The 23,484-nt window shown below is 51.8% G+C and carries 23 protein-coding genes; 1 reads left to right on the top strand and 22 read right to left on the bottom strand.

Annotated elements, in window-relative coordinates:
- Nucleotides 1–2: 2 nt before the first annotated feature.
- The 17 genes from BN3772_RS14820 to BN3772_RS14900 all read right to left on the bottom strand — a co-directional run bounded on the left by BN3772_RS14820 (nt 3) and on the right by BN3772_RS14900 (nt 15,737).
- On the bottom strand, nt 3–716 hold the full coding sequence (locus tag BN3772_RS14820) for a hypothetical protein (RefSeq protein WP_042200351.1): 714 nt from the start codon (nt 714–716) through the stop codon (nt 3–5).
- 33 nt (nt 717–749) lie between these two features.
- The gene (locus BN3772_RS14825; protein ID WP_042200353.1) at nt 750–1,805 is read right to left on the bottom strand and encodes an ATP-grasp domain-containing protein; all 1,056 of its coding nucleotides are present in this window, start codon (nt 1,803–1,805) and stop codon (nt 750–752) included.
- Nucleotides 1,802–2,635, bottom strand: coding sequence for an HAD family hydrolase (locus BN3772_RS14830; RefSeq protein WP_042200355.1), 834 nt, complete (start codon nt 2,633–2,635; stop codon nt 1,802–1,804). The genes BN3772_RS14825 and BN3772_RS14830 overlap by 4 nt, the downstream gene beginning before the upstream one ends.
- The gene (locus tag BN3772_RS14835) at nt 2,632–3,792 is read right to left on the bottom strand and encodes a cysteine protease StiP family protein (protein ID WP_042200357.1); all 1,161 of its coding nucleotides are present in this window, start codon (nt 3,790–3,792) and stop codon (nt 2,632–2,634) included. The genes BN3772_RS14830 and BN3772_RS14835 overlap by 4 nt, the downstream gene beginning before the upstream one ends.
- Entirely contained in the window at nt 3,776–5,077 is a 1,302-nt protein-coding gene (locus BN3772_RS14840; protein ID WP_042200473.1) for a phosphoribosyltransferase family protein, read from the bottom strand. The genes BN3772_RS14835 and BN3772_RS14840 overlap by 17 nt, the downstream gene beginning before the upstream one ends.
- 76 nt (nt 5,078–5,153) lie before the next feature.
- A complete protein-coding gene (locus BN3772_RS14845) occupies nt 5,154–6,356 on the bottom strand; it encodes an HpcH/HpaI aldolase/citrate lyase family protein (RefSeq protein WP_042200358.1) in 1,203 nt (400 codons plus the stop codon).
- Nucleotides 6,357–6,571: 215 nt separating this feature from the next.
- A complete protein-coding gene (locus tag BN3772_RS14850) occupies nt 6,572–7,315 on the bottom strand; it encodes a TerC family protein (RefSeq protein ID WP_042200360.1) in 744 nt (247 codons plus the stop codon).
- A 29-nt stretch (nt 7,316–7,344) separates the two neighbouring features.
- Nucleotides 7,345–8,592, bottom strand: a complete 1,248-nt coding sequence (locus tag BN3772_RS14855) for a TerD family protein (RefSeq protein ID WP_042200362.1) — start codon at nt 8,590–8,592, stop codon at nt 7,345–7,347.
- A 127-nt stretch (nt 8,593–8,719) separates the two neighbouring features.
- The gene (locus BN3772_RS14860) at nt 8,720–9,301 is read right to left on the bottom strand and encodes a TerD family protein (RefSeq protein ID WP_042200363.1); all 582 of its coding nucleotides are present in this window, start codon (nt 9,299–9,301) and stop codon (nt 8,720–8,722) included.
- Nucleotides 9,302–9,324: 23 nt separating this feature from the next.
- Nucleotides 9,325–9,900, bottom strand: a complete 576-nt coding sequence (locus BN3772_RS14865; protein WP_042200364.1) for a TerD family protein — start codon at nt 9,898–9,900, stop codon at nt 9,325–9,327.
- Between the two features lie 52 nt (nt 9,901–9,952).
- On the bottom strand, nt 9,953–10,549 hold the full coding sequence (locus BN3772_RS14870) for a TerD family protein (protein WP_042200366.1): 597 nt from the start codon (nt 10,547–10,549) through the stop codon (nt 9,953–9,955).
- 96 nt (nt 10,550–10,645) lie between these two features.
- The gene (locus BN3772_RS14875; RefSeq protein ID WP_042200367.1) at nt 10,646–11,092 is read right to left on the bottom strand and encodes a tellurite resistance TerB family protein; all 447 of its coding nucleotides are present in this window, start codon (nt 11,090–11,092) and stop codon (nt 10,646–10,648) included.
- Between the two features lie 155 nt (nt 11,093–11,247).
- Nucleotides 11,248–11,970, bottom strand: coding sequence for an amino acid ABC transporter ATP-binding protein (locus BN3772_RS14880; RefSeq protein ID WP_042200474.1), 723 nt, complete (start codon nt 11,968–11,970; stop codon nt 11,248–11,250).
- 16 nt (nt 11,971–11,986) lie between these two features.
- Nucleotides 11,987–12,634, bottom strand: coding sequence for an amino acid ABC transporter permease (locus BN3772_RS14885; protein ID WP_042200369.1), 648 nt, complete (start codon nt 12,632–12,634; stop codon nt 11,987–11,989).
- Nucleotides 12,635–12,744: 110 nt separating this feature from the next.
- Nucleotides 12,745–13,560: a transporter substrate-binding domain-containing protein gene (locus BN3772_RS14890; RefSeq protein WP_042200371.1), complete on the bottom strand. Its 816-nt coding sequence runs from the start codon at nt 13,558–13,560 to the stop codon at nt 12,745–12,747.
- Nucleotides 13,561–13,807: 247 nt separating this feature from the next.
- Nucleotides 13,808–14,683: an N-carbamoylputrescine amidase gene (gene aguB, locus BN3772_RS14895; RefSeq protein WP_042200372.1), complete on the bottom strand. Its 876-nt coding sequence runs from the start codon at nt 14,681–14,683 to the stop codon at nt 13,808–13,810.
- A 25-nt stretch (nt 14,684–14,708) separates the two neighbouring features.
- The gene (locus tag BN3772_RS14900; RefSeq protein WP_042200374.1) at nt 14,709–15,737 is read right to left on the bottom strand and encodes an agmatine deiminase family protein; all 1,029 of its coding nucleotides are present in this window, start codon (nt 15,735–15,737) and stop codon (nt 14,709–14,711) included.
- A gap of 226 nt (nt 15,738–15,963) precedes the next feature.
- Between BN3772_RS14900 and BN3772_RS14905 the strand changes: the two genes are divergently transcribed.
- The gene (locus tag BN3772_RS14905; protein ID WP_042200376.1) at nt 15,964–17,352 is read left to right on the top strand and encodes a helix-turn-helix domain-containing protein; all 1,389 of its coding nucleotides are present in this window, start codon (nt 15,964–15,966) and stop codon (nt 17,350–17,352) included.
- Between the two features lie 241 nt (nt 17,353–17,593).
- Here BN3772_RS14905 and yfcE read toward each other — a convergent pair whose 3' ends face one another.
- The 5 genes from yfcE to pulA all read right to left on the bottom strand — a co-directional run bounded on the left by yfcE (nt 17,594) and on the right by pulA (nt 23,414).
- Nucleotides 17,594–18,136: a phosphodiesterase gene (gene yfcE, locus BN3772_RS14910; protein ID WP_042200378.1), complete on the bottom strand. Its 543-nt coding sequence runs from the start codon at nt 18,134–18,136 to the stop codon at nt 17,594–17,596.
- A gap of 110 nt (nt 18,137–18,246) precedes the next feature.
- Nucleotides 18,247–19,734: a glutamate synthase subunit beta gene (locus tag BN3772_RS14915; RefSeq protein ID WP_042200380.1), complete on the bottom strand. Its 1,488-nt coding sequence runs from the start codon at nt 19,732–19,734 to the stop codon at nt 18,247–18,249.
- Nucleotides 19,735–19,966: 232 nt separating this feature from the next.
- Nucleotides 19,967–20,941, bottom strand: coding sequence for a permease prefix domain 1-containing protein (locus tag BN3772_RS14920; protein ID WP_042200381.1), 975 nt, complete (start codon nt 20,939–20,941; stop codon nt 19,967–19,969).
- A 4-nt stretch (nt 20,942–20,945) separates the two neighbouring features.
- Nucleotides 20,946–21,272 carry a PadR family transcriptional regulator gene (locus BN3772_RS14925; protein WP_042200382.1) on the bottom strand — a complete coding sequence of 109 codons (327 nt, stop codon included), beginning with the start codon at nt 21,270–21,272 and terminating at the stop codon, nt 20,946–20,948.
- Between the two features lie 168 nt (nt 21,273–21,440).
- Nucleotides 21,441–23,414, bottom strand: coding sequence for a type I pullulanase (pulA, locus tag BN3772_RS14930; RefSeq protein WP_042200383.1), 1,974 nt, complete (start codon nt 23,412–23,414; stop codon nt 21,441–21,443).
- Between the last annotated feature and the right edge of the window lie 70 nt (nt 23,415–23,484).

Below are 23,484 nucleotides of genomic sequence, written 5' to 3' on the forward strand. Positions count from 1 at the left end.
TCCTATAATTCGGAACTGCTGTACCGTTGATGAATCAGTTCCGCCTTGGTCTGAAGTTCCATCAGGTCTTTGTGTTCGATCGTTGAGGCGATGTCCGATATTTTGGAATCAACATCCCGCAGACCGTTCAGCAGCATTCTCCGGTTTTTCGTTTTGGCTTCGCCGCCAAGCCGCAGGAACGGATTAATAACTCCGTTCAGATCCTTCATTACCAGTCTGCGGACGGTATGATTAATTTCGCCGTTACCGAGCTCCTGCAGCAGCGGAAGCACCCGCTGGAGTCTGGCAAAAAGCGCCAATGATTTCTCGACAATCTCATTGTCCAGTGTATCCTTCTGGCCCTCTGAAATAATCATGTCCTCCAGAATGACAAGATACTCAACTACCGCTGCAAATTCTCCTAGAACAGCAGGCTCAGCGGGCGGTTTGTCCGGAGCGGCTGCTCCGGCAAATGCAGCTCCGGCAGGCATAGCGCCGCCGGCTGAAGTTCGGGCCGGCTCCGCAGCGGGTGCCGGGGCTGACGGGGCCGGAGCCTGGCTGGCCGGAAGCACCTCCGCAGGCAGATTGACCCGTGTGCGCTTGCCGCCGAGCACGCCGGCTCCGGCGCCGGCTACCGGCAGCAGCAAGGAGATCAGCTCCGGCAGAAAGCTGCTGGTCAGCACTGCGACCACATAGCCGGCAGCAGCATACAGTAACACTTTAGACTTTGTGTTCATTATTTCACCTCTTGCAGGCTTGCTGCATTTCGCCTAATTCACAGCATCAGGAATGGTGGATTCAGCGAAGATTTTCATAATCATCGGCTGCTCAATATGGCTTGCAAGGACATCTTCACCGAACTGGACAGGCTCAACCTTGCCGCCGAGTGCGCTTTTGACAGCCAGGTACGGGAAGTTGATGCCGGACAGACAGGAGACATGCAGCCCGCCCGACATCCGGGGGTTAATCTCCAGCAGCTTGGGCACGGCACCGCTATACTTCATCTGAATGTTATAGTTGAACGGAATCTTGAACGTCTCAGCCACTCGGCGGGCAATCTGCTCCAGCTCCGGTATATGCTCCATTACCCGCAGGCGTCCGGTATCCTTGCGCCGGGGCACAGCGGCCAGCAGCCTGCCGTTCTCATCAGCCAGACAATCAATACTGTATTCATAGCCTTCGAGCAGTTCCATCACCATGAGGTCAGGGAAGGAATCCGTACTGGACAGAATGCGGTAAGCATCGTCAAAGGAAATATGCTGGGTCACATAGCCGAACAGCTCCTGCAGCGGACTGCGGCTGTTGTTGATAATCCGGAAGCCCAGCCCCCCCTCCGTCTCCGTCGGTTTGAAGCAGACCTGCAGGCCTTTGGCAGCGAGAGCCTCATAGGCAGCCTTGAACTGCTCCGCATTGCTGGCAACATGATATTCCGGAATTTCCATAATCCCTGTTTCCTTGACCTTCTCATAGAACTTGCCCTTGTCCAGCATCATTTCCAGCAGGTCCAGATCACGGCATACCAGCACCTTCGTGCCGATTGCATCAAACTGCGCCGCATGCAGGGCGATGTCCATCATATGCAGCCGGGGAATAAAGATATCAATCTCATTACGCCGGCAGAAGTCCACACAGAACTGCACATACTCTATGCCTGTGACCGCAGGCTCCGTGCCTGCAACATCAGCGCCCTGGAGCGACATATGCTTAATATCGGGATGTGTGGCAAAAATCTGCACAGGTACGCCGTCTTCGTTGTTGCGGATGAGATTCATATAATGATAAGCCACGGAAAACCAGCGGTTGAAGTAAATATTTACCTTTTTCATTGCGGCCCAACTCCCAATGTCGTTAGATTATGATAAATCCTCTGCACATATAACATGATTTCATCCCCGGCGAAGACGCCCCTGCACTCTGTAAAAGGATATTTTAATTTTACTTGAGTCACCTGCTGCTCGGCAAATATTTCTCCATGGCAGGGGGCGATAGCATAATCGGCACTCTCCAGCAGGCTTTTGTCCAGCAGCGAATCGCCGGAGGCCACCATCGGCTCGGAACGGACCGTACGCCGCACATGGATAATGGCATCACTCTTGTTGACCGCTTCCGGGACCACATACAGCTTGCGGCCCTGCAGCGACACTCTCCAGCCTAACCCGTATAGACGCTCAGACATATGATTAATCTCATCCAGCGGCAAAAGATCGCGGTACACCATATACGTGTAGAACAGCTCATCACAGTAACGTTCACTGATAATCCACTCCGGGCGGACAACGGACCGGACAATCTGCCTGACCTCTTCCGCCTCAGCTGAACGCTGCAGCACCAGACTCCCGATATGGCTGCGCCACTCCTGATCGGCTACTCCGTTAACCAGAATATTGCCGCCGTTGCTTGTAACGGCATAATCCGGAATCAAGGTCTCCTGGAACAGGTTAATCCGTTTGTATTCCGCAATGGTGCGGGTAGTCACAGGCATAAAGATAATATCTTCCGTAAGCTCCTGCAGCAGCTGAAGCGCCCGCCCCGAAATATAGGATCTTGTAACCCCATCAATAATCTCCGCAGGCACAAGCCCGGGAGTATCCTCCGGGACACTTAATGCACCCAGGGAATAGATCAGTGTCCGGTCCAGATCACTGGCATAGATCATTCGGACTCTCCTCCTTTCAGCGGCTTGATGATCCCGCAGCAGGAATAGGCCAGCCCCGGATATTCCTCCACCGGAACATTACGTTCTTCCGCCAATAGAAGAATATGGCGCAGATTCGGATTGTCTTTAGTATCGACAATAATTTTCCAGGGTACTCTGCGCAGCAGCACCCGGGTAGTCTCACCTACACCCGGCTTAATCAAATTGATGTTATCTATTCCGAAATGCTCCTGCAGGGTCCTGATATCACTCATCCCCCTCCAGGAAACCTCCGGAGGAGAGGCCTCCATCTCTCCGGCAACTGCAGCCGCACTTTCTCTCACAGACGAGAAATAAGGAGTAACAGCATCGATAAACACATTGGAGTAGTCATACTCCAGCCATTCCTTATAGAACTTCGCGCCATGGAAATCCTCCGGGCCGGTCAGGTCGCTCCGCTGCACCGTCCGGCTCAGCAGGCCGGATACCGTTGAATTCAGGCAGGCGCTTGGAATCAGGTAATCCTCTCTTGTCCCGAAGGTTCCTGAGCAGTGGCCGGGATCAGCCAGTACAGCAAGATCATCGCTGAGCCGTATCCCGTATCTGTTATAGAACGCTATGCACGAATCCTTCAGTACCCGCGTAATGGCCCCTTTGCCTGTCCAGCCGTCCACAAATTGCAGGTTGGCATCAGTACCGTGCTGCTGCAGAATATAGCGGATAGCATTCATATCAAGGCCTTTGCCGCGGATAATGGAGACACTGTAGTGCGGCAGCTCTGCCCCGTACGTTTCAGCGATGTAGCGCCTGATCAGCACGCCAACCGGTGTACCGGCCCGGGCCAGAGAGACGAGCACCGTCCCCTCCGTTCCCCGCCGGGCGACAATCCGCTCCGAGACGACGGCCACAGCCAGCGCCACCTTCGCTGCGGATTCCTGCAGCGTCTCCCGGAACAGCCCGATGTACTGCTCTGTAGGCTGATACTCCACCGGCAGCATCTCCGAATAGCTTACTCCGGACTGAATCGCCTTCTCCCGCTCCGCTGTTCCCAGCTCAAGCGCCTCACTGCTGAGATCCTTCAGCAGAAAAGTAACATCAGACGGGGGATAGCTGCCCAGGGGAACCGGCGGGGCTATTTCAGGCTCCAGCACAGCATTCTGCTTATCTGTCCCCTTCATCTGCAGCCTCCTCCGATTCCTGTCCGGGACCCAATACAATAAGATGCACTTTATTGCCGGCCAGCCCTTTCAGAACATCTGTCATCGGCTTAATCCGCTCAGCCGGCACATCACGCTCAAGCAGTACAAAAATATCGTCATACTGGGCGTGCTCAACATTATAGATGTAGTTCGTAATCGACGGATCACCGGCTGACGGATAACCTGCCGCACTGCGCACCCCGTAATCGGGCCTGTGCTGCGGATGAATCGGGCTGCGGGTAGACGACTGGTAGAACACATCTTCACCCATCTCTGCAGCAATTCTCATCGGCAGGTACATGAATTCACCGACACCCATAACCAGAGTACGCCGCCCTTCACGCAGCGCCATAAGCCGGGCCGCCACCTGACTAACCTCCTGGTCAATTATCCGGTTGTCAGCCGATTCAAGGCCAAAACGCCCGCTCAGCTTCAGATATGGAGACGGGTTGATCTCACCGCAGGAATCGGCAGAGCTGACCTTCAGCCGCTCCAGCCCGTCTCTTAGATAAGTAGTCACAACAGGCACTCCGGTGAAGTCCGCACGCCCTTGGCCGGCTTCCGCCTCTAAGCGCGGCGTTCCATCCACCTGAATCGTCCCCTGCAGCAGTGATATTGCGCTGATCTCAATTCCCAGCTCCTGCTCCAGATCACGGTAAGCCTGAATGTTAGCCGCGCTTCGCCAATCCAGCAGTGAAGCCACAACATATTCCCTGCGCGGGAATTTGCCCTGAATATCACGGATAATATTAATAGCCGTGTTTCCGGTTGTAATCTCGTCATCTACCAGAATAACCGGCTCATTGCCGGACAGCATCTCGGGATGAAGCGCATAGCAGAGATGATCCACCGCATGGGAATGCTCTTCTTCAAAGCTGATGACGGAGGTAAGTTCAGGAATCTCCTCACGGGTGGTATGAATATAAGACGCTCCGCCGGCAAAAAGGTTGTACATACTATGGCCCAGGGCGGTAGCCGTTTCGGCGAAGCCGATAAAAACGGCTGGGCGCGCAAGCGTGAGCCGTGCGGCCAGCAGTTCGCGGTAAGCCTCTTCAGCATGCTGCGGATGAATCAGGCCATGCACCGCCTGATCCAGCAGCTTGTCCATCCCGGAGCCGGCATCCTCTGTGTCCATTCCCCGGTACAGCAGCAGGCCAAGTGCAGCCCCGCTAAGCAGCGGAGTATAGGGATTAACCGGAATGTGCTTGCCAAGCACCTTGCTGACAAAAAGAAAGGACCGTTTCTTATTAATCCGGGCTGCCATAGAGAATAAGGATTCGGCCGGCATCTGAAAGGGGTTGGATGTCTCGGTTACTGTAACCTGCAGATTGTCGACAATGTTAAACGTGTGAATATTCGTTTTCGGGCAGTAAGTAGGCAAAATGCTGTTCTTCATGTAACACCCCGTATACTAGAGATCGTTGTATAATGCGCTTCGCCCAGTTCAAATGCGGCTTAATTTCATTCATTTTGTTAAAATATTCACTTTTAAACACACCGCGGCTGCCGTCGTTGCTTCCGATAATGCCCAAAGCGTCGATATACTCCTCGTGCATAACCGAATATACAGCCTGCACCGGTCTAAGCTGGGAAGGATGAATAATGGTTTTGCCTACAATCCCGTTCTCTTTGTCCAGCTTCACCTCACGGATCAGGCCGTCAGCAGCACCGGAGTAGCGGCTTACCTCCCGCGGCTGTCTGCCGAAGGATTCATCAAAAGCCACCGGGTTCAGCTGCGGACGGAGACTGCGGCGTGCACTGTTGCCGAAATACTCCCATACCGGTCCGGAGATGACATAACCCTCCTCCACCCTGCCAAATACATTAAGAATCTCAGAGATGCAATCACGGACCGGAGCAAGCTCATAGATACTGATATCCGGGCTGCGGCGCAATCCGAACAGACTGGAGAAGTCAGTCGCCCCGATTCTGACGTTCAGTACATAATCACGGTAATCACCAAGCAGATCACGGATTGCCATCAGGCTGTCCAGCCGGCTCTCGCGGTAAATAATCGGGGCGCTCTCCAGAATCGGCATGCCGTACAGCACAGGCGCATCATAACTGCGCGAGCTGTTGTAATCAGCTATAGCTTCAAAGAAATCGGCCCCGTTCTCAGCCGTAAATTTAGGAAAAACAAAGCCGGTAAGCAGCTTAATAAGCGGCCCCAGCCTAAAGATCAGCTGCTGCAGCTGCTCGGGATTCCGCACACGGATAAAGATCAGCGGAATACTGTTCACAGGGTCAGGCTCATTATCGGCATAAGCAGACAAAAAGGACAAATGCCGGACCACCGACTCCTCGGCAAAGCAGACCTCGCCGTCACCTATAGCATCCTCCAGATCAATAATTACTGTGACCAGCCCTGATGCCCTCAGCTTCAGGATATCTTCCGCCACACTGGTACGGGTTGCCGGCATATATAGCGCTGCGCCGACGGCATAGGCAAGCAGCTCCTTGGGGGTATATTGATTAAACGCAACAGGCGGAGAATAGAATAATGACGCTTCTTGTTCTTTAGTCAGGTAATCGAAGTATTTCAAAGGCCGCTCCCCCTAATAGTTGTGCAAAACATGCATAAAAAATAGAATAGCCTCTCCTTATAGAGAGCTGCAGAACCGCTTAAGCCGTCCTGTCGGGGACGGCTGCCGGCTTACTCAAATACAAGCAAAGGCCATGCTACTACATATACGATTACCCGGACAACGGGGCCGGCACCACTACTTGTGAAGGCCCCACCACCTTAAAGCTCTTAATATTAAGCCTGTCTGTCTATCTCCTTCTTTTTCTTCGCGGAGCTGTACAGCATGGTCCCGACGAAGACCGCAATCAGAACGGTGAAGAACACCGCATGCGGCAGCTCATATCCGAAGGCTCCGGCAAGCATCTTGCCGGCAATAATAGCAATCAGCAGGAATGCCGCCTGCTCCAGCTCGGGGAATTTCGCAATCAGCTTGAGGAATACCTGCGCTACTCCGCGCATCATCAGCACACCGAGAATACCGCCCAGGAACAGCACCCATACTTCACTGCTCAGACCAAAGGCTGCAATGACGCTGTCGATACTGAAAGCAATATCCATTAATTCAACAAGGAGAACCGTCTTCCAAAAGGAGGCGCCTTTAGTTTCTTTATGTCCTTCTTCTCCGCTGCCCTTAAATAATCCTTTATATGCGATGTAAAAGAGATACAGGGCTCCCAGAACTTTCACAAGCGTAAATTCAATCAGATAGGTCCCTAGTCCGATGGCCAGAAATCTGAATATATAAGCGCCCAGAATCCCGTAAAAGAGTGCCTTTTTCTGCTGCTCTTTCGGCAAATGCCGGACCATAACCGCCAGCACCAGCGCGTTATCGGCAGAGAGCAGCCCCTCCAGCAGAACCAGACTGCCGATAATGCCCCAGCTGACCGGATCAGACAAGGTCGCCGCTATATCGCTCCAGGAAAAGAAGTGTCCATAATTATCACTGATGCTTCTAAAAAACTCACTTAGCCAACCCATTCATAATGCGCCTCCGCAAAATATATTCATTATTTACTGCCTGCTACCCAGCGCAAGCCCCATCCATAAGCCTGATCCATCTCTTTATGACCGCTGAAATATTGCACCTGCCGCTCGATACTGAACGTTTCATCGCCGACATTCTGTATAAGCGCAATTGCACACATTCCCTTGCGGTTGTTATGTTCATCCAGATTCACGATGATATCAGGCCCGTCGCCCTGATGGATCGTAACGATACCATCTGCATCAGACCACTGGGTAACTCCCTGATAGATAAAAGAAAAGATCAGCACCCTGCTGATTTCGGCCACCTTACTGCCGTTAATCCGCAGATTCTCGCCTGACTTCACCGAGCCTGTCCGGTCGTCGCCATCAAGCACAATAAAGGGCGGCTGCTGAAGGCTGCCGAATGCCTTACCGAGTGCCTGAACAACACCTTTTCTGCCGTCTTTTAATTCATACAGGCAGGCGAGATCAAGATCTACACCGCCTTTGCGGCTGAACAGGCCGCCGCCCTGCCTCTGGTTCCAGTTCAGATTAATCAGCACTTCTCCGAGACCGGAAGCTGATTTCTTCAGATTGATGGAGTCCCCCTTCTTCTTCAGCTCAATCTTCCTCAGATTGAGATTAAGCGGAGGAGAGGGCGGCGGCGTTACAGGGACAGGAGACGGCACAGGTGCCGGGCGCGGCGGCGGCTCTGTTCTGGGAGGGGCAGGCTCATCCTCCACCTCAATGCCGTAATTGCCGCATAACGCCTTGAGTCCGCCTTCAAAGCCGGCTACAATCGCGCTAAACTTCCAGTCCGAGTTGTATCTATATAATTCTCCTACTACAACGGCCGTTTCCACAGAGAAATGATTTCCAAGATTACATCGCATAAGTTCCTCTCCGGTCGCCCGGTTCAGAATCCGGCAATGAGCATTGCTCATCTGGCCAAAGGTCTGCCTGCGGCTCTCACCGTTATACAATGTAACGGCAAATGCGATCCTCATGGTATCAGAGGGGACCTTGCCCAGTTCAATTTCGAAGTGCTTCAGGCCCCCTGATCCGCCTGCCGTCATATCCTTGTAGCGGATGAACGGTGTAACCGGATTGTTATAAAAGATCAGATCATCGTCACCGCTAACCTTAGCCTGTGCTCCCAGCAGAAACGCTGAAGCATCAATTTCCATATCAGCCGGAGCGTGCCAGCCGATTTCAACAATAAGCGATTGAATTCCCGGATTCCCGCGCGTCAGATCTACCTTCTGACCCTTCACTGCTTCTATGCCCATATGCCTAAGCCACCTTTGAACGAATAGCTGTAAGTTTAAACAACCCGTAAACTTATAAACTCTAACGGTATATTATTTAAAAAGGGCAGGATCACTAAGGATCCCGCCTTTGAAGCGAAAAAAGCTGTTATTGCGCATCCAGACCGTAATTACGGCACAGCGCGCTGAGTCCGCCGGTGAAGCCGCTGCCTACCGCCTGGAACTTCCAGTCCGCACCATGGCGGTAAAATTCACAGAATACAACAGCCGTCTCTGTCGAGAAGTCCTCGCCGAGATCAAACCGCAGAATTTCCCGTTCACTTACAGCATCAACTACCCGCACAAATGCATTGGAGACCTGCCCGAAATTCTGGGCGCGGCTCTCAGCATCGTAGATGGTAACTGTAATGCCGAGACGCTGAATATTAGCGGGAACCTTGCTGAATTCAACCAGGATCTGCTCGTCATCACCGTCACCTGCACCAGTCCGGTTATCGCCGGTATGCGTTACGGAGCCCGTACCGCCGCTTGGATTATTGTAGAATACAAAATCATCCTCACCCTTGGCCTTACCGTCTTCATGCAGCAGGAATGCAGAAGCATCCAGGTCAAAATCCTTGCCGCCGCTGTACCTGTTCGTATCCCAGCCCAGCCCTACTACCACCTTCGTCAGACCCGGATTGGTCTTGGTAAGATCAATCCGTTGTCCTTTGGAAAGACTGATTGTCACTGGCTAAACCCTCTTTCCTGATTTTATTGCAGACCGTAGTCGCGGGTAAGCCCGGCCAGGCCGTCCTTATAGCCGCTGCCGATAGCGCTGAATTTCCATTCGCCGGCATTACGGTACAGTTCGCCTACGACAACTCCGGTCTCAACGGAGAAATCTTCTCCAAGGTCAAAACGGATCAGCTCTTCGTTGCTAATCTCGTTCACAATCCGCACGTAAGAGCGGGATACCTGTCCAAAGTTCTGGCTTCTCTGTTCAGCCTCATAGATCGTAATCGTAAAGGCTACCTTCTCCACATCAGCCGGGATGCTCTTCAGGTCAATCTCAATGACTTCATCATCACCGTCACCTTCACCGGTGCGGTTATCGCCCATATGAACAACAGAGCCGTTCTCATTCTGCTTATTGTTAAAGAAGATGAAGTTGGTATCTTTATCCACTTTACCGTTTGCATTGGTCAGGAATACGGAAACGTCAAGGTCAAAATCCTTGCCGCCGTCATATTTGTTGGTATCCCAGCCAAGGCCCACTTTAATCTTGGACAAGCCCGGATTCGTTTTGGTCAGATCAATCTTTTGCCCTTTGGATAAGTTAATTGCCATTATAAATACCCTCTCTTCTATTAGGATTGATTAGCTTTCATTCATTAATTGTTTAAATATAGCGTTCAGCCAATTGGTTAATATGTGCTGCATGGGCTCCTTCACCGATCGCCGCGAATTTCCATTCGTCGCCGTGACGGTAGAGCTCCCCGCAGATAAGCGCCGTAAAGCCTGTGTAATTGTCCGTCAGGTTGAACCGTACCAGCTCGCTGCCCCCGGCTCCGTTGATAATGCGGATATACGCCGATTTGATCATTCCAAAATCCTGTTTGCGGTTGACCGCATCATAGATATTAACCACAACGAGCACCCTGTTAACATCCGCAGGAATCGCCTTCAGATTAACCTTGATCTGCTCGTCATCCCCGTCGCCGTCACCGGTCAGGTTATCTCCTGAATGAACAACCGAATTATTGGGGTTTTGTTTGTTGTGGAAGCATACCAGGTTCGTCTTGTTCAGCAGCTTGCCGCCCTCGCTGAGCAGGATGGCAGAAGCGTCACAGTCCACATTGGCCTGTTTCTTCACTCCGAAGAAGCCGCGGGCAGGCTCAGCCGGGTCCCAGCCGAGACCTACAACAACATTAGTCAGTCCGGCATTTCCTTTAGTCAGATCAATCTTCTGTCCTTTTACGAGATTAATTCCAGCCAACTTAAAATACCTCCGTTCCCAATAAAAATTACAGCCTGCTAGTCTAGCATGAGGATGTTCTATCAGTGATACGGGCTACATCCCGTTTCGTTTCGCTTAAAGACTGAATTCACCCGGGTTAAGTCCCAGCACACCGCAGATATGGCGGACAATAGCCTTCTCATGCTCGTCAAAGTCACCGTCAGCCGCACCAATTGCGGAGCACACACCGACAATAACACGGCCGACATCCGGCTTGCCGCTGAACTTGCCAATAGCCTTCAGCGCTTCCTGCTTCCCGATCTCCGGAGAGAAATCAAAATTACTGACATAAAAATTGAATTGAGCGATGACCTCTCTCATGTCAAATACCTTAAGCTCGTTGCTGAGGTTCATATAGCCGGCCATCTTGTTCTTCTCGGCTTCCTCGATCTTACCGTCAGCAGCAGCTACCAGGGCACAGCCTGCAACTACCGCATTCATGAAATCTTTATTTTTAAATTTCTTAACCTGTTCAGTCAGTCCATTTTTGGTGGTGTTCAGCCAATTTTTGAAAGTGCTCATTGTATTCTCCTTCTATCATTTAAATTATGATAAACATAAAGATAGCAGAGCGCCTCCTCCCCGTCATTTCGACAGATATTTGCTGTATTCATCGGCATTCAGCCTACCACTCTAATATAACTGATTGATTTGCAATATTCTAGTTTTCCATGTTTTTACAGTACCTTAGAGAGAAATTCGCGGGTTCGTTCATGGGACGGGCTTCCGAACAACTGCTCAGGCTTGCCTTCCTCCACGATTACCCCCTGCTCCATGAACAGCACCCGGTCTCCAACTTCACGGGCAAAGCCCATTTCGTGCGTAACCACCACCATCGTCATTCCCTCACGCGCCAGATCCTTCATGACCGCCAGCACCTCACCGACCATCTCCGGATCCAGCGCCGAGGTCGGCTCATCAAACAGCATAATTTTCGGTTCCATCGCCAGCGCCCGGGCGATCGCTACGCGCTGTGACTGTCCGCCGGACAGCGAAGACGGGTGCACCTCAGCCTTGTCGCTCAGCCCGACCTTCTGCAGCAGCTCCAGCGCCTTTTGCCGCGCCTTATCCGCAGGCCATTTACGGACCTGCACCGGGGCCAGCATAATATTCTCGATTACGGTTTTGTGCGGGAACAGATTAAACTGCTGAAATACCATGCCCACTTCAGTACGGATATCGTTAATCCTTGTGTTTTTGTCCATCAAGGAAGTGCCTTCAATGATAATCTCGCCGCTTTGCGGCTGCTCCAGCAGATTGAGGCAGCGCAGAAAGGTCGATTTTCCCGAACCGGACGGTCCGATAACGACCACAACCTCCTGGCTGTGAATATCAACGTTAATATCTGTCAGCACCTGATGATTCCCAAAAAATTTGTTTAAATGGCGTACATTGATAATCGGCTCCATACTTAGGTTACACCTTCCGTTCAATATAATTGAGCAGCTTGCTGAGGGAATAGGTAAGGACGAAGTAGATAAGTGCAGCAGTCAGATAAGGCTCCCATATCCGCAGATACTGGCCTTTCATCGTATTACTCCAGAACATAATCTCAGGTGCCGCCACAAGTGCCAGCAAGGAGGAATCCTTAACCAGGACGATAAACTCATTCCCGAAGGCCGGAACCATACGCTTGATTGCCTGCGGCAGAATAATAAACCGCATCGCCTGCCATTTGCTCATGCCCAGTGACAAGGCGGCCTCACGCTGTCCGGGATCGATCGACTGGATGCCTGCCCGGAAAATCTCTGCGGAATAAGCGGCGGAATTCAGCGACAGCGCAATAAACGAGGTCATCAGGACATTGGTTGTCCCGTAAAAAGCCGGAATCAGCCCGAAATGCACAATCAGAATCTGCACATACAGCGGCGTTCCCCGGAAAAAGTTGATGTACAAATGAAACGGCCAGCGGTAGATGGCCTTTGGCGCCATTTTACCGAATCCGATGCCAAGCCCCAGAACAGAGCCGATCAGGATGGAAACAATGGATACCCCGATCGTAAACAGTGTTCCTCTTAAAAAAACCGGTAGATAATGAACAATGAGGTCAAATCTGAAATCCATAGAACTCTTCCCTTCTCTTCTGCTTCTTTCTTCTCTATATTGTCTTTTTCAAAAAAAGAAGCATGCGCAATAGCAATCATTACGCATGCTTTGATGTTTACCGGAGGTTCTTATTCCGCACTCAGCAGTCCAGCTGTATCCGGCTCCTCACCGAACCATTCCTTGTAGATCTCGGCATATTTGCCGTTCTCGATGACAGTCTTGATTGCCGGGTCCAGCTTGGCCTTCCATTCGCTGCCCTTAGGATAGAGGACACCGTAATACTCCGAACCGAAATTCTCCTTATCCAGGATGCCTACCAGCTTCTCCTTCGGATTATTCTTGATATATTCATTCACAATTGCAATATCCGCTACTACCGCATCCGCACCGCCGGCATTCAGCTCCATCAGAGCCACCGCGTTGCTGTCAAAGCGCTTAAGATTCGTGTTGTCGACCCCCATAATATCACTCATCAGAGTATCAGCAGTCGTCGCACCCTGTACGGCAACAACCTTATCCTTCAGATCAAGCGCACTCTTGATGTCACTGCCTTCCTTAACCATGATCATATTGGTGGATTCAAAATAAGGAATGGAGTAGTCATATGTTTCCTTGCGTTCGTCTGTGATGGACACCGAGGACACGCCGGCCTGATATTCCGTCCCCTGCTGCACGCTTGTCAGCATGGTATCCCAGCCCGTATTGGTAATGGTATATTTCACTCCCGCTTCTTCCATTACCGCTTTGATGAAATCAATATCAAATCCTTTGACCGTATCCGTATCCATGTACTCCATTGGCGCATAGCTTGCATCCGTGGCAATTTTGATGCTTTCTCCCGAAGCCGCATTACCGCCCGCATCGTTATTTGAGCCGCAGCCCGCCATCGTTAACATAAAGCATGCAGTTAAAGCTGACATCGCCCACTTTTTTCCGATCCCCATAATCCAATCCCCCTACTTTTTTGTAAAAATACTTAAAGAGATTTTATCAGATTAAAGCAGTGGTGACAATTAACTTTTCCCTTTTGCGTTAGGTTACATGACATGTTATCGAAAATTTGTAACATTTACTGCCGCTAAAATAATTCTCTTCCTATTAATATCCCGTTTTCTTATCTCATTATTATCCAGGCATACAAAAAAGGCTGCCTCCGGAGAGACAGCCTCATAGCCTTGCAGTTTTGTACTATTAAAAAGTGATCTCCCCGTCGTAAGAAGCGATCAGCCGGTAGAGCTCAGGACGGCGGTCACGGAAAATGCCCCACTCAATCCGGCCGACTTCCAGCGCGTCCAGATCAAATTCACTAACCAGCACTGCCTGCTCATCGCGTCCGGCTTCCACAATCTTGTTGCCCTGCGGGCCTGCGATGAATGAGGAGCCATAGAAGTTAATGCTGGATTCCTCATCTTTCTCCTCACCGATACGGTTGGAGGCTACAACGGGAATCAGGTTAGCTGCCGCATGTCCCAGCATGCAGGTCTGCCAGTGATCCTTCGAGTCAATCGAGCCGTCCTGCGGCTCAGAACCGATGGCAGTCGGGTAGAACAGGATTTCTGCACCCATCAGGCTCATTACGCGGGCCGCTTCCGGATACCACTGGTCCCAGCAGACACCTACGCCGATTTTGGCATAGCGGGTATTCCAGACCTTGAAGCCTGTGTCACCGGGGTTGAAATAAAACTTCTCTTCATAACCCGGCCCGTCCGGAATATGGCTCTTGCGGTATTTGCCCAGCACTGTACCGTCGGCATCAATCACCGCCAGCGAGTTGTAGCGCGCATAATTCTTTTTCTCATAAAAGCTAATCGGCAGCACTACCTGCAGCTCTTTGGCAACAGCCTTGAAATGGTTCACTGCCTTGTTCTGCTCAAGCTCAGTGGCGTAAGCATAATAATCCGACTTCTCCTTCTGGCAGAAATACGGGGTTTCGAACAGCTCCTGCAGCAGAATAATCTGCGCTCCCTGTGCTGCCGCTTCTCTTACCAGAACCTCAGCGTTGCGGATATTCTCATCAATGTCACCGGAACAGCTCATTTGCGTTGCGGCTACTTTTACTTTTCTCACGTTTCAGTCCTCCTTGCAAATTCAGTTATTTCCGTGCAGGCATCTGCTGCGTGGTGCAGTGCACATTGCCGCCTTCACCGATTACAGCCATACCATTCACCGTACGGATTCTGCGTTCAGGGAAAAGGGCAGCAAGCTGCTGCTCGGCAAGCTTGTCCGTCTCTGTAGCTGTGCCGCCGAATACCGGCAGAATGATGCCGCCGTTTACAAAGTAGAAATTCAGATAGCTGAGCGTCAGCCGGCTGTCTTCATAGTCCACACGCGGAGGCTGCTGAACCCGGATAATCTCCAGCTTCCGCCCCTTGGCGTCCACTGCATTCTCCAGAATGCGCAGATTCTCCTGAGTAATCTCATAATTCTCATCCTGCGGATCATCACAGACCTGGATAATGACCTTGCCCGGCGCTGCAAAGCAGGCAATATTATCGACATGGCCGTCCGTTTCATCCCCGCTGAGGCCGCGTGTCAGCCAGATAATAGAATCTGTACCGGTAAACCGCCGCACCTGCTCCTCGATCTCCTCCCGGCTCAGCTCCGGGTTACGGTTCGTGTTCAGCAGGCATTCCTCGGTGGTAATCAGCGTCCCCTCGCCGTCAGTATGAATGGAGCCGCCCTCCATAACAAGCGGAGCATCAAAGCGCTCAATCTGCAGGGACTCCAGAATCTGCGGCGCTACCTCATCATCAAGATCCCAAGGCATATATTTGCCGCCCCAGGCGTTAAACTTCCAGTTCACACCGGCGAGCTTGCCTTCTTCAGCAGCAACAAAGGTCGGACCGTTATCACGCAGCCAGGCATCATTATGGCGGACGGGAAGAAGTGTAACATTGTCTCCAAGCCCCAGAGCCTCTACCGCTTTCAGCTCTTCAGGGTTTACAATTACTGTAACTGGCTCAAACTCGGCTATAGCCTTTATAATTTCAGCATAGCCTTCGCTTACGGATGTGTAGTTATCCGGGAATACCATGGATGCCTGCACCGGCCAGGAGATAAAGGTCCGCTCATGCAGCTCCCATTCGGCCGGCATTGTATAGTTCAAATCTTTTGGATACATTCGTTAGATACCTCTGTCAGTTAAATTTGGAGCAGCCTGAACATGCAAAAAAGCTCCTTATACATCATACAATAATATAAGGACACGCTCAATTGGCAGAAATCTGTATGATTTCACATATCCGTATTAATTCTAATATTGACCAATGTTACATTTTGCATAATACTGGAAGATGTATATTTACTTATTGATTTACCGGTCCTACAGCGTGAAAGGTGGTCATCTATTGGAAGCTGCATCCACGATCCTAACAGAACTTGAAGATTATATGAAGCGTGAAGCTTTAACCATATCAAAATTTGCCGCGCGTTCCGGGATGAATTCCGGCACACTCAGCAATGTTATTCAAGGCCACCGCCCGATTGCCATGCAGCAGCTGGACCGGATTACCTTGGCTATGGATTTGCCCGAAGGACATTTTTATGACCTTTATGTTGATAATTATATTATTAACGGTGCGCCGGACTGGCGGCGGATCGGTCCGCTGCTTCAGCGCTGTGCAGAGCTGGATAAGCTGGGGGCAATCCACCGCGTAGTCCAGCATATCATGGATAAGCTGATCTATGCTCCCATGCTGTTCGATGCGGCAGAAGAGCTGTATGCCCAGGGCCGTTCAGCCGCTGCCGCCCTCATGTACGAAAGTGTCGCCGAGGGTGAACGGTTCCAGCATTCCGAACGTCTGGCGCTTTGCCGGTACCGGCTGTTCATGATCGGGCTGGGTGATAGCCAGGACGAGAATCTGCATGCTGCCAATCAATTTGAGCCTTATGTGGAGCGTCTGGACGAAGCCGACCAGCTTGATGCGCTCAAGCATTTGGCTGATGTGTTTGCGTCCCTGCACCGCTGGGATAAGGTCAATGAGCTGGCTGAGCTGCTTGGACAGAAGGCTTCTCTGCAATATAAGCATCTCAAAAAGGAATCCAGGCAGAAGCAGCCGGGCCGGCCGCTTATTTACTATATATTGTATGCCTATTTATCCAAAGCCGGAGTCTGCGATGAGCGCGGTGATTATCAGAAGGCTTTGTATTACACCTCCGTATACAGTGATGTAAGCTGGATGAGGTCCCCTTTGAGCCAGGAAGAGCAGCGGGTTGTCGATCAGTTCCAGGAATGGGCCCATGCTAATACCTTTTTATACCGGCTGATGTCCGGAGAGGTGGAGGTGCTGCCTGAATACATCAGCTATATTGAGAACAAGGAGAATGAAATCCCTTCAGCCTTGTACAAAATCATTCAGGCTGCCAACCGTTATGAATTCGATATTGATGACATTCTGGAGCGGTTCAGAAGTCATATGACCTACCGGGAACAGCAAAGCCGCCTGGGAAAGTTCACGCAGCAATTGACCGGTGACAGGCATACAAGGTTTATGACGGAGCTGGCGTTGTATTATTTAAGACATAATAGTTTTGCTGCTGGCTTCCATTACCTATTAGAAGGTTTGGAATCATCTGTTATTATAAAAAGTGACTCCAACATCGTCAGATGCGTCGGAATCTTCGAAAAATACCGGCCGTCCGCCTTGCCGGAGCATATTCAGAAGTATACAAAATCAATTAGCGAGGTGTACAGAATCAATGAAAAAAAAGATGGCCTTATTGATATCACTAACTAGCTTGGCAATTGTATTGGTCTCCACCAGCAAATTTATTGAAGTCATATATCAGCCGCTTACGCATGGCTGGGGAGGATAATCACACTTAATGCAGTTCATTCCATTCGTCATCCGGCCTTCGGCTGAATGGCTATGAATGATCTGCAATGAACATAAAGAGGGGCCGTGCCAATGTGCGGCCCCTCTTTCTATATCCGGCATGCACAGCCGGGCTTTCTCAGCAGCCCTGCAGCGGACGTTATTACAGTTGAATGTGCTTCACGGTCTTTCCGCCAAAATCTTTAATCGTAAATACCCCGTCAGCCAAAATTCCGTAGGAATGCGGGTTATTCTCTTTGGGCAACGAGATAGAGCCCGGATTCAGCACGAATATCCCTTCTTTAACAGCGGCTACCGGAAGATGCGTGTGCCCCTGGATAAAAACATCCCCCGGAGCGAGCGGCGGCAGCTGCTCTATGCTAAAGCCGTGGCCGTGGGTGGCATAGATTGTACGGCCTTCATGCAGGATCAGCACATAGTCACCCATCATCGGGAACTGCAGCAGCATCTGGTCCACCTCAGCATCACAGTTGCCGCGCACAGCAGCCAGTGATTTACCATAAGCATTCAGCCGGGCGGCAACCCCTTGCGGATCATACCCCTCCGGCAGCGGATTTCGGGGACCGTGATACAGGAAATCCCCCAGAATAACAAGCGTATGCGGTTGCTCCTCTTCAGCCTTGGCCAGAGCCTGCTCCAGCCAATACAGCGATCCGTGGATATCAGAGATAAACATTAATTTCATTATACAGACTCCCTTTCCATTCATTCCTTATCCTTATTATCTTATCGCTCCCGGCAGAAGCATGCAAAACAGGACGCCGCCGGCGTCCTGCACTTAAATTATTATTCAATTTACTTGGGCAGGTCAGAGGCGCCCATCAAATAACGGTCAACCTCACGTGCTGTCTGCCGGCCTTCCTGAATCGCCCAGACCACCAGACTCTGCCCGCGGCGCATGTCCCCGGCCGTAAACACGCCTTCAATATTCGTTGCCTGTACACCAAACTCCGCCTTGGCATTGGAGCGCTCATCCCGTTCAACTCCGAGCTCATTGAACAGCGTATCTTCCGGTCCGGTGAAGCCCAGTGCGAGCAGTACAAGCTGTGTCTTGAGTACTTCTTCACTGCCCGGCACTTCCTGCGGCACCATCCGCCCCTGCTCATTACGGACCCACTCGATACGTACGGTGTGCAGCTCCTGCACATGTCCGCCGTCATCACCGACGAACCGCTTAGATGAGACAAGATAGCGGCGCGGATCTTCCTTATACAGGGCTGCAGCCTCGTGCTGGCCGTAATCGACCTTCAGTACCTTAGGCCATTCCGGCCAAGGATTGCCTGCCTGGCGGGTCAGCGGAGACTGCGGCATAATCTCCAGCTGGATTACGCTGCGGCAGCCGTGGCGGATTGAAGTCGCCACACAGTCAGTCCCTGTATCACCGCCGCCGATAACCACAACATCCTTGCCTGCTGCGGACAGATATTCCCCGTCAGCCAGGCCGGAATCCAGCAGGCTCTTCGTGTTCAGCGTCAGGAATTCCATTGCCTGATGAATGCCGCGCAGTTCACGGCCTTCAATCGGCAGGTCACGCGCCTGCGTCGAGCCGCCGCACAGTACAACTGCATCATTGTCTTCCTGCAGCTGTGAAGCAGCCATGTCCTTACCAATCTCTGTACGGGTCACAAATGTTATTCCTTCAGCAGCCAGCAGATCCACCCGGCGCTGAACCGTTTTCTTGTCCAGCTTCATATTCGGTATACCGTAGGTCAGCAGTCCGCCGATGCGGTCAGCACGCTCATAGACGGTTACTGTGTGTCCTGCTTTGTTGAGCTGGGCGGCACAGGCGAGGCCCGCCGGACCGGAGCCGACAACCGCCACTCTCCTCCCGGTCCGGACGAGCGGCGGTTCAGGCACGATCCAGCCCTCGGCAAAGCCGCGGTCCACGATCGAGCGTTCAATCGTCTTGATGGTTACCGGGCTTCCGTTCATTCCCACAGTGCAGGCACCTTCGCACGGGGAAGGACAGACGCGTCCCGTAAATTCAGGAAAGTTATTCGTTTTATGCAGCCGCTTCAGTGCAACCTGCCAGTTGCCGCGGTATACCAGGTCATTCCATTCAGGGATCAGATTATGCAGCGGACAGCCGGAGGCCATACCTGACAGCAGGCGTCCTACATGGCAGAACGGCGTTCCGCAGTCCATGCAGCGAGCCCCCTGCTCCTTCAGCTTATCCTCATCCATCGGCAGCAGAAATTCATCCCAGTTCTTGATCCGTTCCAAAGGCCCGCATTCTGCGGCCGTCTGCCGCTGATATTCCAAAAATCCGGTTGCTTTACCCATTCCTAGTCATCCTCCGAGTTTCTCTGATTGGCCGCCGGTTAATAGCTTAAAGCGGCATTCTTGCCCATTCGGCGCCAAAAAGATGGTTACTCCTTGTCACCGGCTGATCATTTGATACTGTAAAGCAGCAAAGTAGTGCCTATATATTATCATCGATTCTTTGCCGCCTAAATGAGCAATGTCACTTTTTTATTTAAAATTTCGGGAATGGGTAAAGCTCTTACCGGCAGCCTTACCGGGCCTTGACCAGATTATATACCGAGCCGAATATGCCGAGCAGAATGCCGGTTACCGGGAATACGATCCAGTTGATGTCCCAGCGCTGGAAAACAAAGCCGCTAATCAGAAAAATGCAGGTAGCCAGCGGCCAGACAATAGCAGCGATGGAGCCCATGATGCGCTTCTCTTCCTTTTTCTCAGGAGGGAGCTCGATATATTCCCCTTCCTTGAGCAAAAAGCTGAAGCTCTCCTTGATTGTTCCGTAGTAGATGAACAGAAAGACTGCCAGTGCGATGAGCAAGAGCATGATAGCCGCACCATAACCCGTAGTGTCCTCACTAACGGCAGCCCAGATAATAACCAGAACCGGTGATACCACACAAAGACAAATGCCCAGCGTCAGCGACAGGGTATAAGTGGGAGTATATGCACGTCTGCGCTGCTCAAGCTCTGTCCGCAAAAAGCAGGGCAGATTAAAGCCCTTTTCCAGATATTTAAACCTTTCCATACTAGAGCCGCTGTAAATGAACATGCCAACCGCAAGCGCTATCAGCACTAGCAGTATACTTACACCGATCATTCCGGCGGCATCCTCCGAGAGCACACCGCGCAGAAAGCCGTATTCAGCAAGGGTAACCAGGACAATCAGCAGCGCAGGACCGATCATGCAGAGCACGACTCCAATCCCAACCATGAACCCGGCCCTTTTCTTCGCCGCTGTATAGCTCCATGTATCCTCCGGCGCAAGCAGCGGAAGCAGCGTATCCTCTACGCCCCCCGGCAAGCCGAGCTCTTCAACCAGCTCATCTATATTGCCGAACTCGGAAATGACGATGCCGACCGCTTCATTTTCCGATTTGCCTTCTTTCTTGAGCTCATGGTATTTCTCCTCCATATTGGCCAGCAGATCCTGCTTCAGATTGTACGTCTGTTCGGTCCTAGGCAGGGAAGCAAACATATTATTCAAATATGCGGCTATAGTATCCATGTCATTACAGCTCCTTTATGAATTTGTTGACAACCTCTTGTGTAACCTTCCATTCTGCACACTTCTCCCGGTAGTAGGCCAGACCCTGCGGTGTAATGCGGTAATAGGTGCGTCTCTTTCCAAACGTCTCATCCAGGAAAAAAGAGTCGATATATCCGTTCTTCTCAAGCCGGGAGAACGCGGAGTATAGGGTGGTTTCCTTCATAACATACTTCTCGTCTGACAGCTTCCTGATGTTCTTGGATATTTCATATCCGTAAGATTCGCCATCGAGCAGCATGTAGAGAATAAGGGTATCGTTATAGCCCCGGATAACATCACTGCTGATCAAGTGCGGGCCTCCTTAACGTTTTTTTACTTCATCTGTCGTAGTAATTGAATTGTAGCATACTTACTACGACAGGTGAAGTACTTTTCCATAAAACAGGCTTGTCCAGGCAAAAAAAATACGGATGCCCTCCTTATCCAGGAGCAGCATCCGTTGACTGTTGTTCAAACCTTATAGTGTATGTGGCTGCGGCTGTACGGCAAGCACAACCATGCCCGGTTGCTTGACGTTCAGCGCACCGCCCGCAAGCTTGGAGACCAGCTCGCCGCCGAACAGTATGCTCCATTCGCCAAGGGCAGGCAGCTTCAAGGAAGCTCCGGACGGATTGGCGTTATAGAGCACGTACAGATGCTCAGCCGCATCGCCTCCGGCATGACCCCGCAGTGTATAGGCCACTGTGCCGGCCGGAGACTGTTCGAACATGAGCTGTGCGCGTATTTCCTCTGCGGTGCGCAGCCGGAAGGCCGGATGATCCCTCCGCAGCGCAATCAGGCGCTTCATGTAATCAACATCGCCGGCATGGGCGGCGCAGCGCTCCCAGTCCATCCAATTGACCTCTACCGGCGATTTATAGCTGTTCTCCACACTATCCTTGGTACGCATAAACTCCTGGCCGGCGTGCAGGAACGGAATCCCCTGGCTGGTCAGCACCATTGCGGAGGCCAGACGGTGCATGGCTGCACGGTCTGCATCACTCTCATCCTGTGCGGATAACACGATTTTGTCCCAGAGCGTGTGATTATCATGGCATTCCACAAAATTCACACACTGCTGCGGCTCATCCGCAAACTGTCCGGCAGCCTGGCCGTGCACTATGCCTCCGGTAATTCCCGTCTTTACCGCCTGCTCCAGGCCGTGCTTGCCGCTGATAAATCCCCGTTCCTCATAGTGAAAAATATTACCCTTCACCGCATCGCGGAAGCCGTCGTTGAAATGTCCGATTCCCGGAAGCACATCTGCATTGCTCTGATTCGCAAGCTTCTCGGGTGCAAGCTCTGTATCCATAATCCAGCCTTCGCCGATGGTCATAATTGAAGGGTCCAGCTGATCAAGACGGCGGCGGATCTCCTGCATGGTCCCAATATCCAGCAGGCCCATCAGATCAAAGCGGAAGCCGTCAATATGATATTCCTCCGCCCAGTACAGGACGGATTCGACGATAAAGCGGGATACCATCAGCCGCTCGCTCGCAACATCATTTCCGCAGCCCGATCCGTTCGACAGGCTGCCATCCCGCTTGTAGCGGAGATAATAACCGGGAACCAGCTTTGTGAAGTTAACGCGGAAGCCGTCATATACATGGTTGTAGACGACATCCATAATGACGCGCAGCCCGCGGTCATGCAGCGCCTGTATCATCTCCTTCAGTTCACGGATTCTTACAGCCGGAGCATAAGGATCGGTGGCATAGGAGCCCTCCGGGGCATTGAAATTCTTCGGGTCATACCCCCAGTTATAATGGGGCTGATCCAGCTTGGTTTCATCGACACTCTCTGTAGCATAATCATAAAACGGCAGCAGCTGCACATGGGTTACACCAAGACCGGCAATATGATCCAGTCCGGTCGCAACCCCTCTGGGGCCGCGTGTTCCATCCTCCGCCAGGCCGAGATACTGGCTTTTATGGACAATCCCGCTGCCGGGATGTACGGATAAGTCACGCAGATGCAGCTCGTAGATGACAGCATCGACCGGGTCGGCAAGCAGCGGCTTGTCATCCGTCCAGCGCCCAGGATTTGTCTTGGACATATCCAGGATGGCACTCCGGTCACCGTTAACCCCAACAGCCCGGGCATAGGGGTCTGCCGCTTCATTCCACTGCTCCCCGACACGCACCCGGTAGGTATAGAATTTGCCCTCCAGGTCACCGCTTATTTTGAGCCTCCATGTGCCCCGCACCTCACGGGTCATCGGCAGATGCTTACCTGCGGCATCCTGCCAGGAATCATACAGCACAACTTCTGCTTCAAAGGCAGTAGGCGCCCATAGGCAGAACGAGGAGGACTGGGGGGTATAAGTTAAGCCCAGATCATTGCCGTCATAGCTGAAAAGCTGGTCAAACTCCTGATCAAACACAGATATTCCGCCGGTGGCCGCCGGATCACCATAGTGAACCGGTTCTTTCATTTCTTTTTGTACGGACAAGGCAACCTGTCTCCTTTACCTTTTATTAACTGGAATTATAGCGTCATTATCCCAGTGGCGCAAACGTTTG

It is taken from the genome of Paenibacillus camerounensis (genome assembly GCF_000723885.1).
GTDB classification, from domain to species: Bacteria; Bacillota; Bacilli; order Paenibacillales; family Paenibacillaceae; genus Paenibacillus_AQ; species Paenibacillus_AQ camerounensis.

Coding starts and splice junctions, on each gene's coding strand:
- BN3772_RS14820 (WP_042200351.1), bottom strand. CDS start 716: ATGAACACAAAGTCTAAAGTGTTACTGTATGCTGCTGCCGGCTATGTG.
- BN3772_RS14825 (WP_042200353.1), bottom strand. CDS start 1,805: ATGAAAAAGGTAAATATTTACTTCAACCGCTGGTTTTCCGTGGCTTAT.
- BN3772_RS14830 (WP_042200355.1), bottom strand. CDS start 2,635: ATGATCTATGCCAGTGATCTGGACCGGACACTGATCTATTCCCTGGGT.
- BN3772_RS14835 (WP_042200357.1), bottom strand. CDS start 3,792: ATGAAGGGGACAGATAAGCAGAATGCTGTGCTGGAGCCTGAAATAGCC.
- BN3772_RS14840 (WP_042200473.1), bottom strand. CDS start 5,077: ATGGCAGCCCGGATTAATAAGAAACGGTCCTTTCTTTTTGTCAGCAAG.
- BN3772_RS14850 (WP_042200360.1), bottom strand. CDS start 7,315: ATGGGTTGGCTAAGTGAGTTTTTTAGAAGCATCAGTGATAATTATGGA.
- BN3772_RS14855 (WP_042200362.1), bottom strand. CDS start 8,592: ATGGGCATAGAAGCAGTGAAGGGTCAGAAGGTAGATCTGACGCGCGGG.
- BN3772_RS14865 (WP_042200364.1), bottom strand. CDS start 9,900: ATGGCAATTAACTTATCCAAAGGGCAAAAGATTGATCTGACCAAAACG.
- BN3772_RS14875 (WP_042200367.1), bottom strand. CDS start 11,092: ATGAGCACTTTCAAAAATTGGCTGAACACCACCAAAAATGGACTGACT.
- BN3772_RS14885 (WP_042200369.1), bottom strand. CDS start 12,634: ATGGATTTCAGATTTGACCTCATTGTTCATTATCTACCGGTTTTTTTA.
- BN3772_RS14890 (WP_042200371.1), bottom strand. CDS start 13,560: ATGGGGATCGGAAAAAAGTGGGCGATGTCAGCTTTAACTGCATGCTTT.
- BN3772_RS14900 (WP_042200374.1), bottom strand. CDS start 15,737: ATGTATCCAAAAGATTTGAACTATACAATGCCGGCCGAATGGGAGCTG.
- yfcE (WP_042200378.1), bottom strand. CDS start 18,136: ATGAAATTAATGTTTATCTCTGATATCCACGGATCGCTGTATTGGCTG.
- BN3772_RS14915 (WP_042200380.1), bottom strand. CDS start 19,734: ATGGGTAAAGCAACCGGATTTTTGGAATATCAGCGGCAGACGGCCGCA.
- BN3772_RS14920 (WP_042200381.1), bottom strand. CDS start 20,941: ATGGATACTATAGCCGCATATTTGAATAATATGTTTGCTTCCCTGCCT.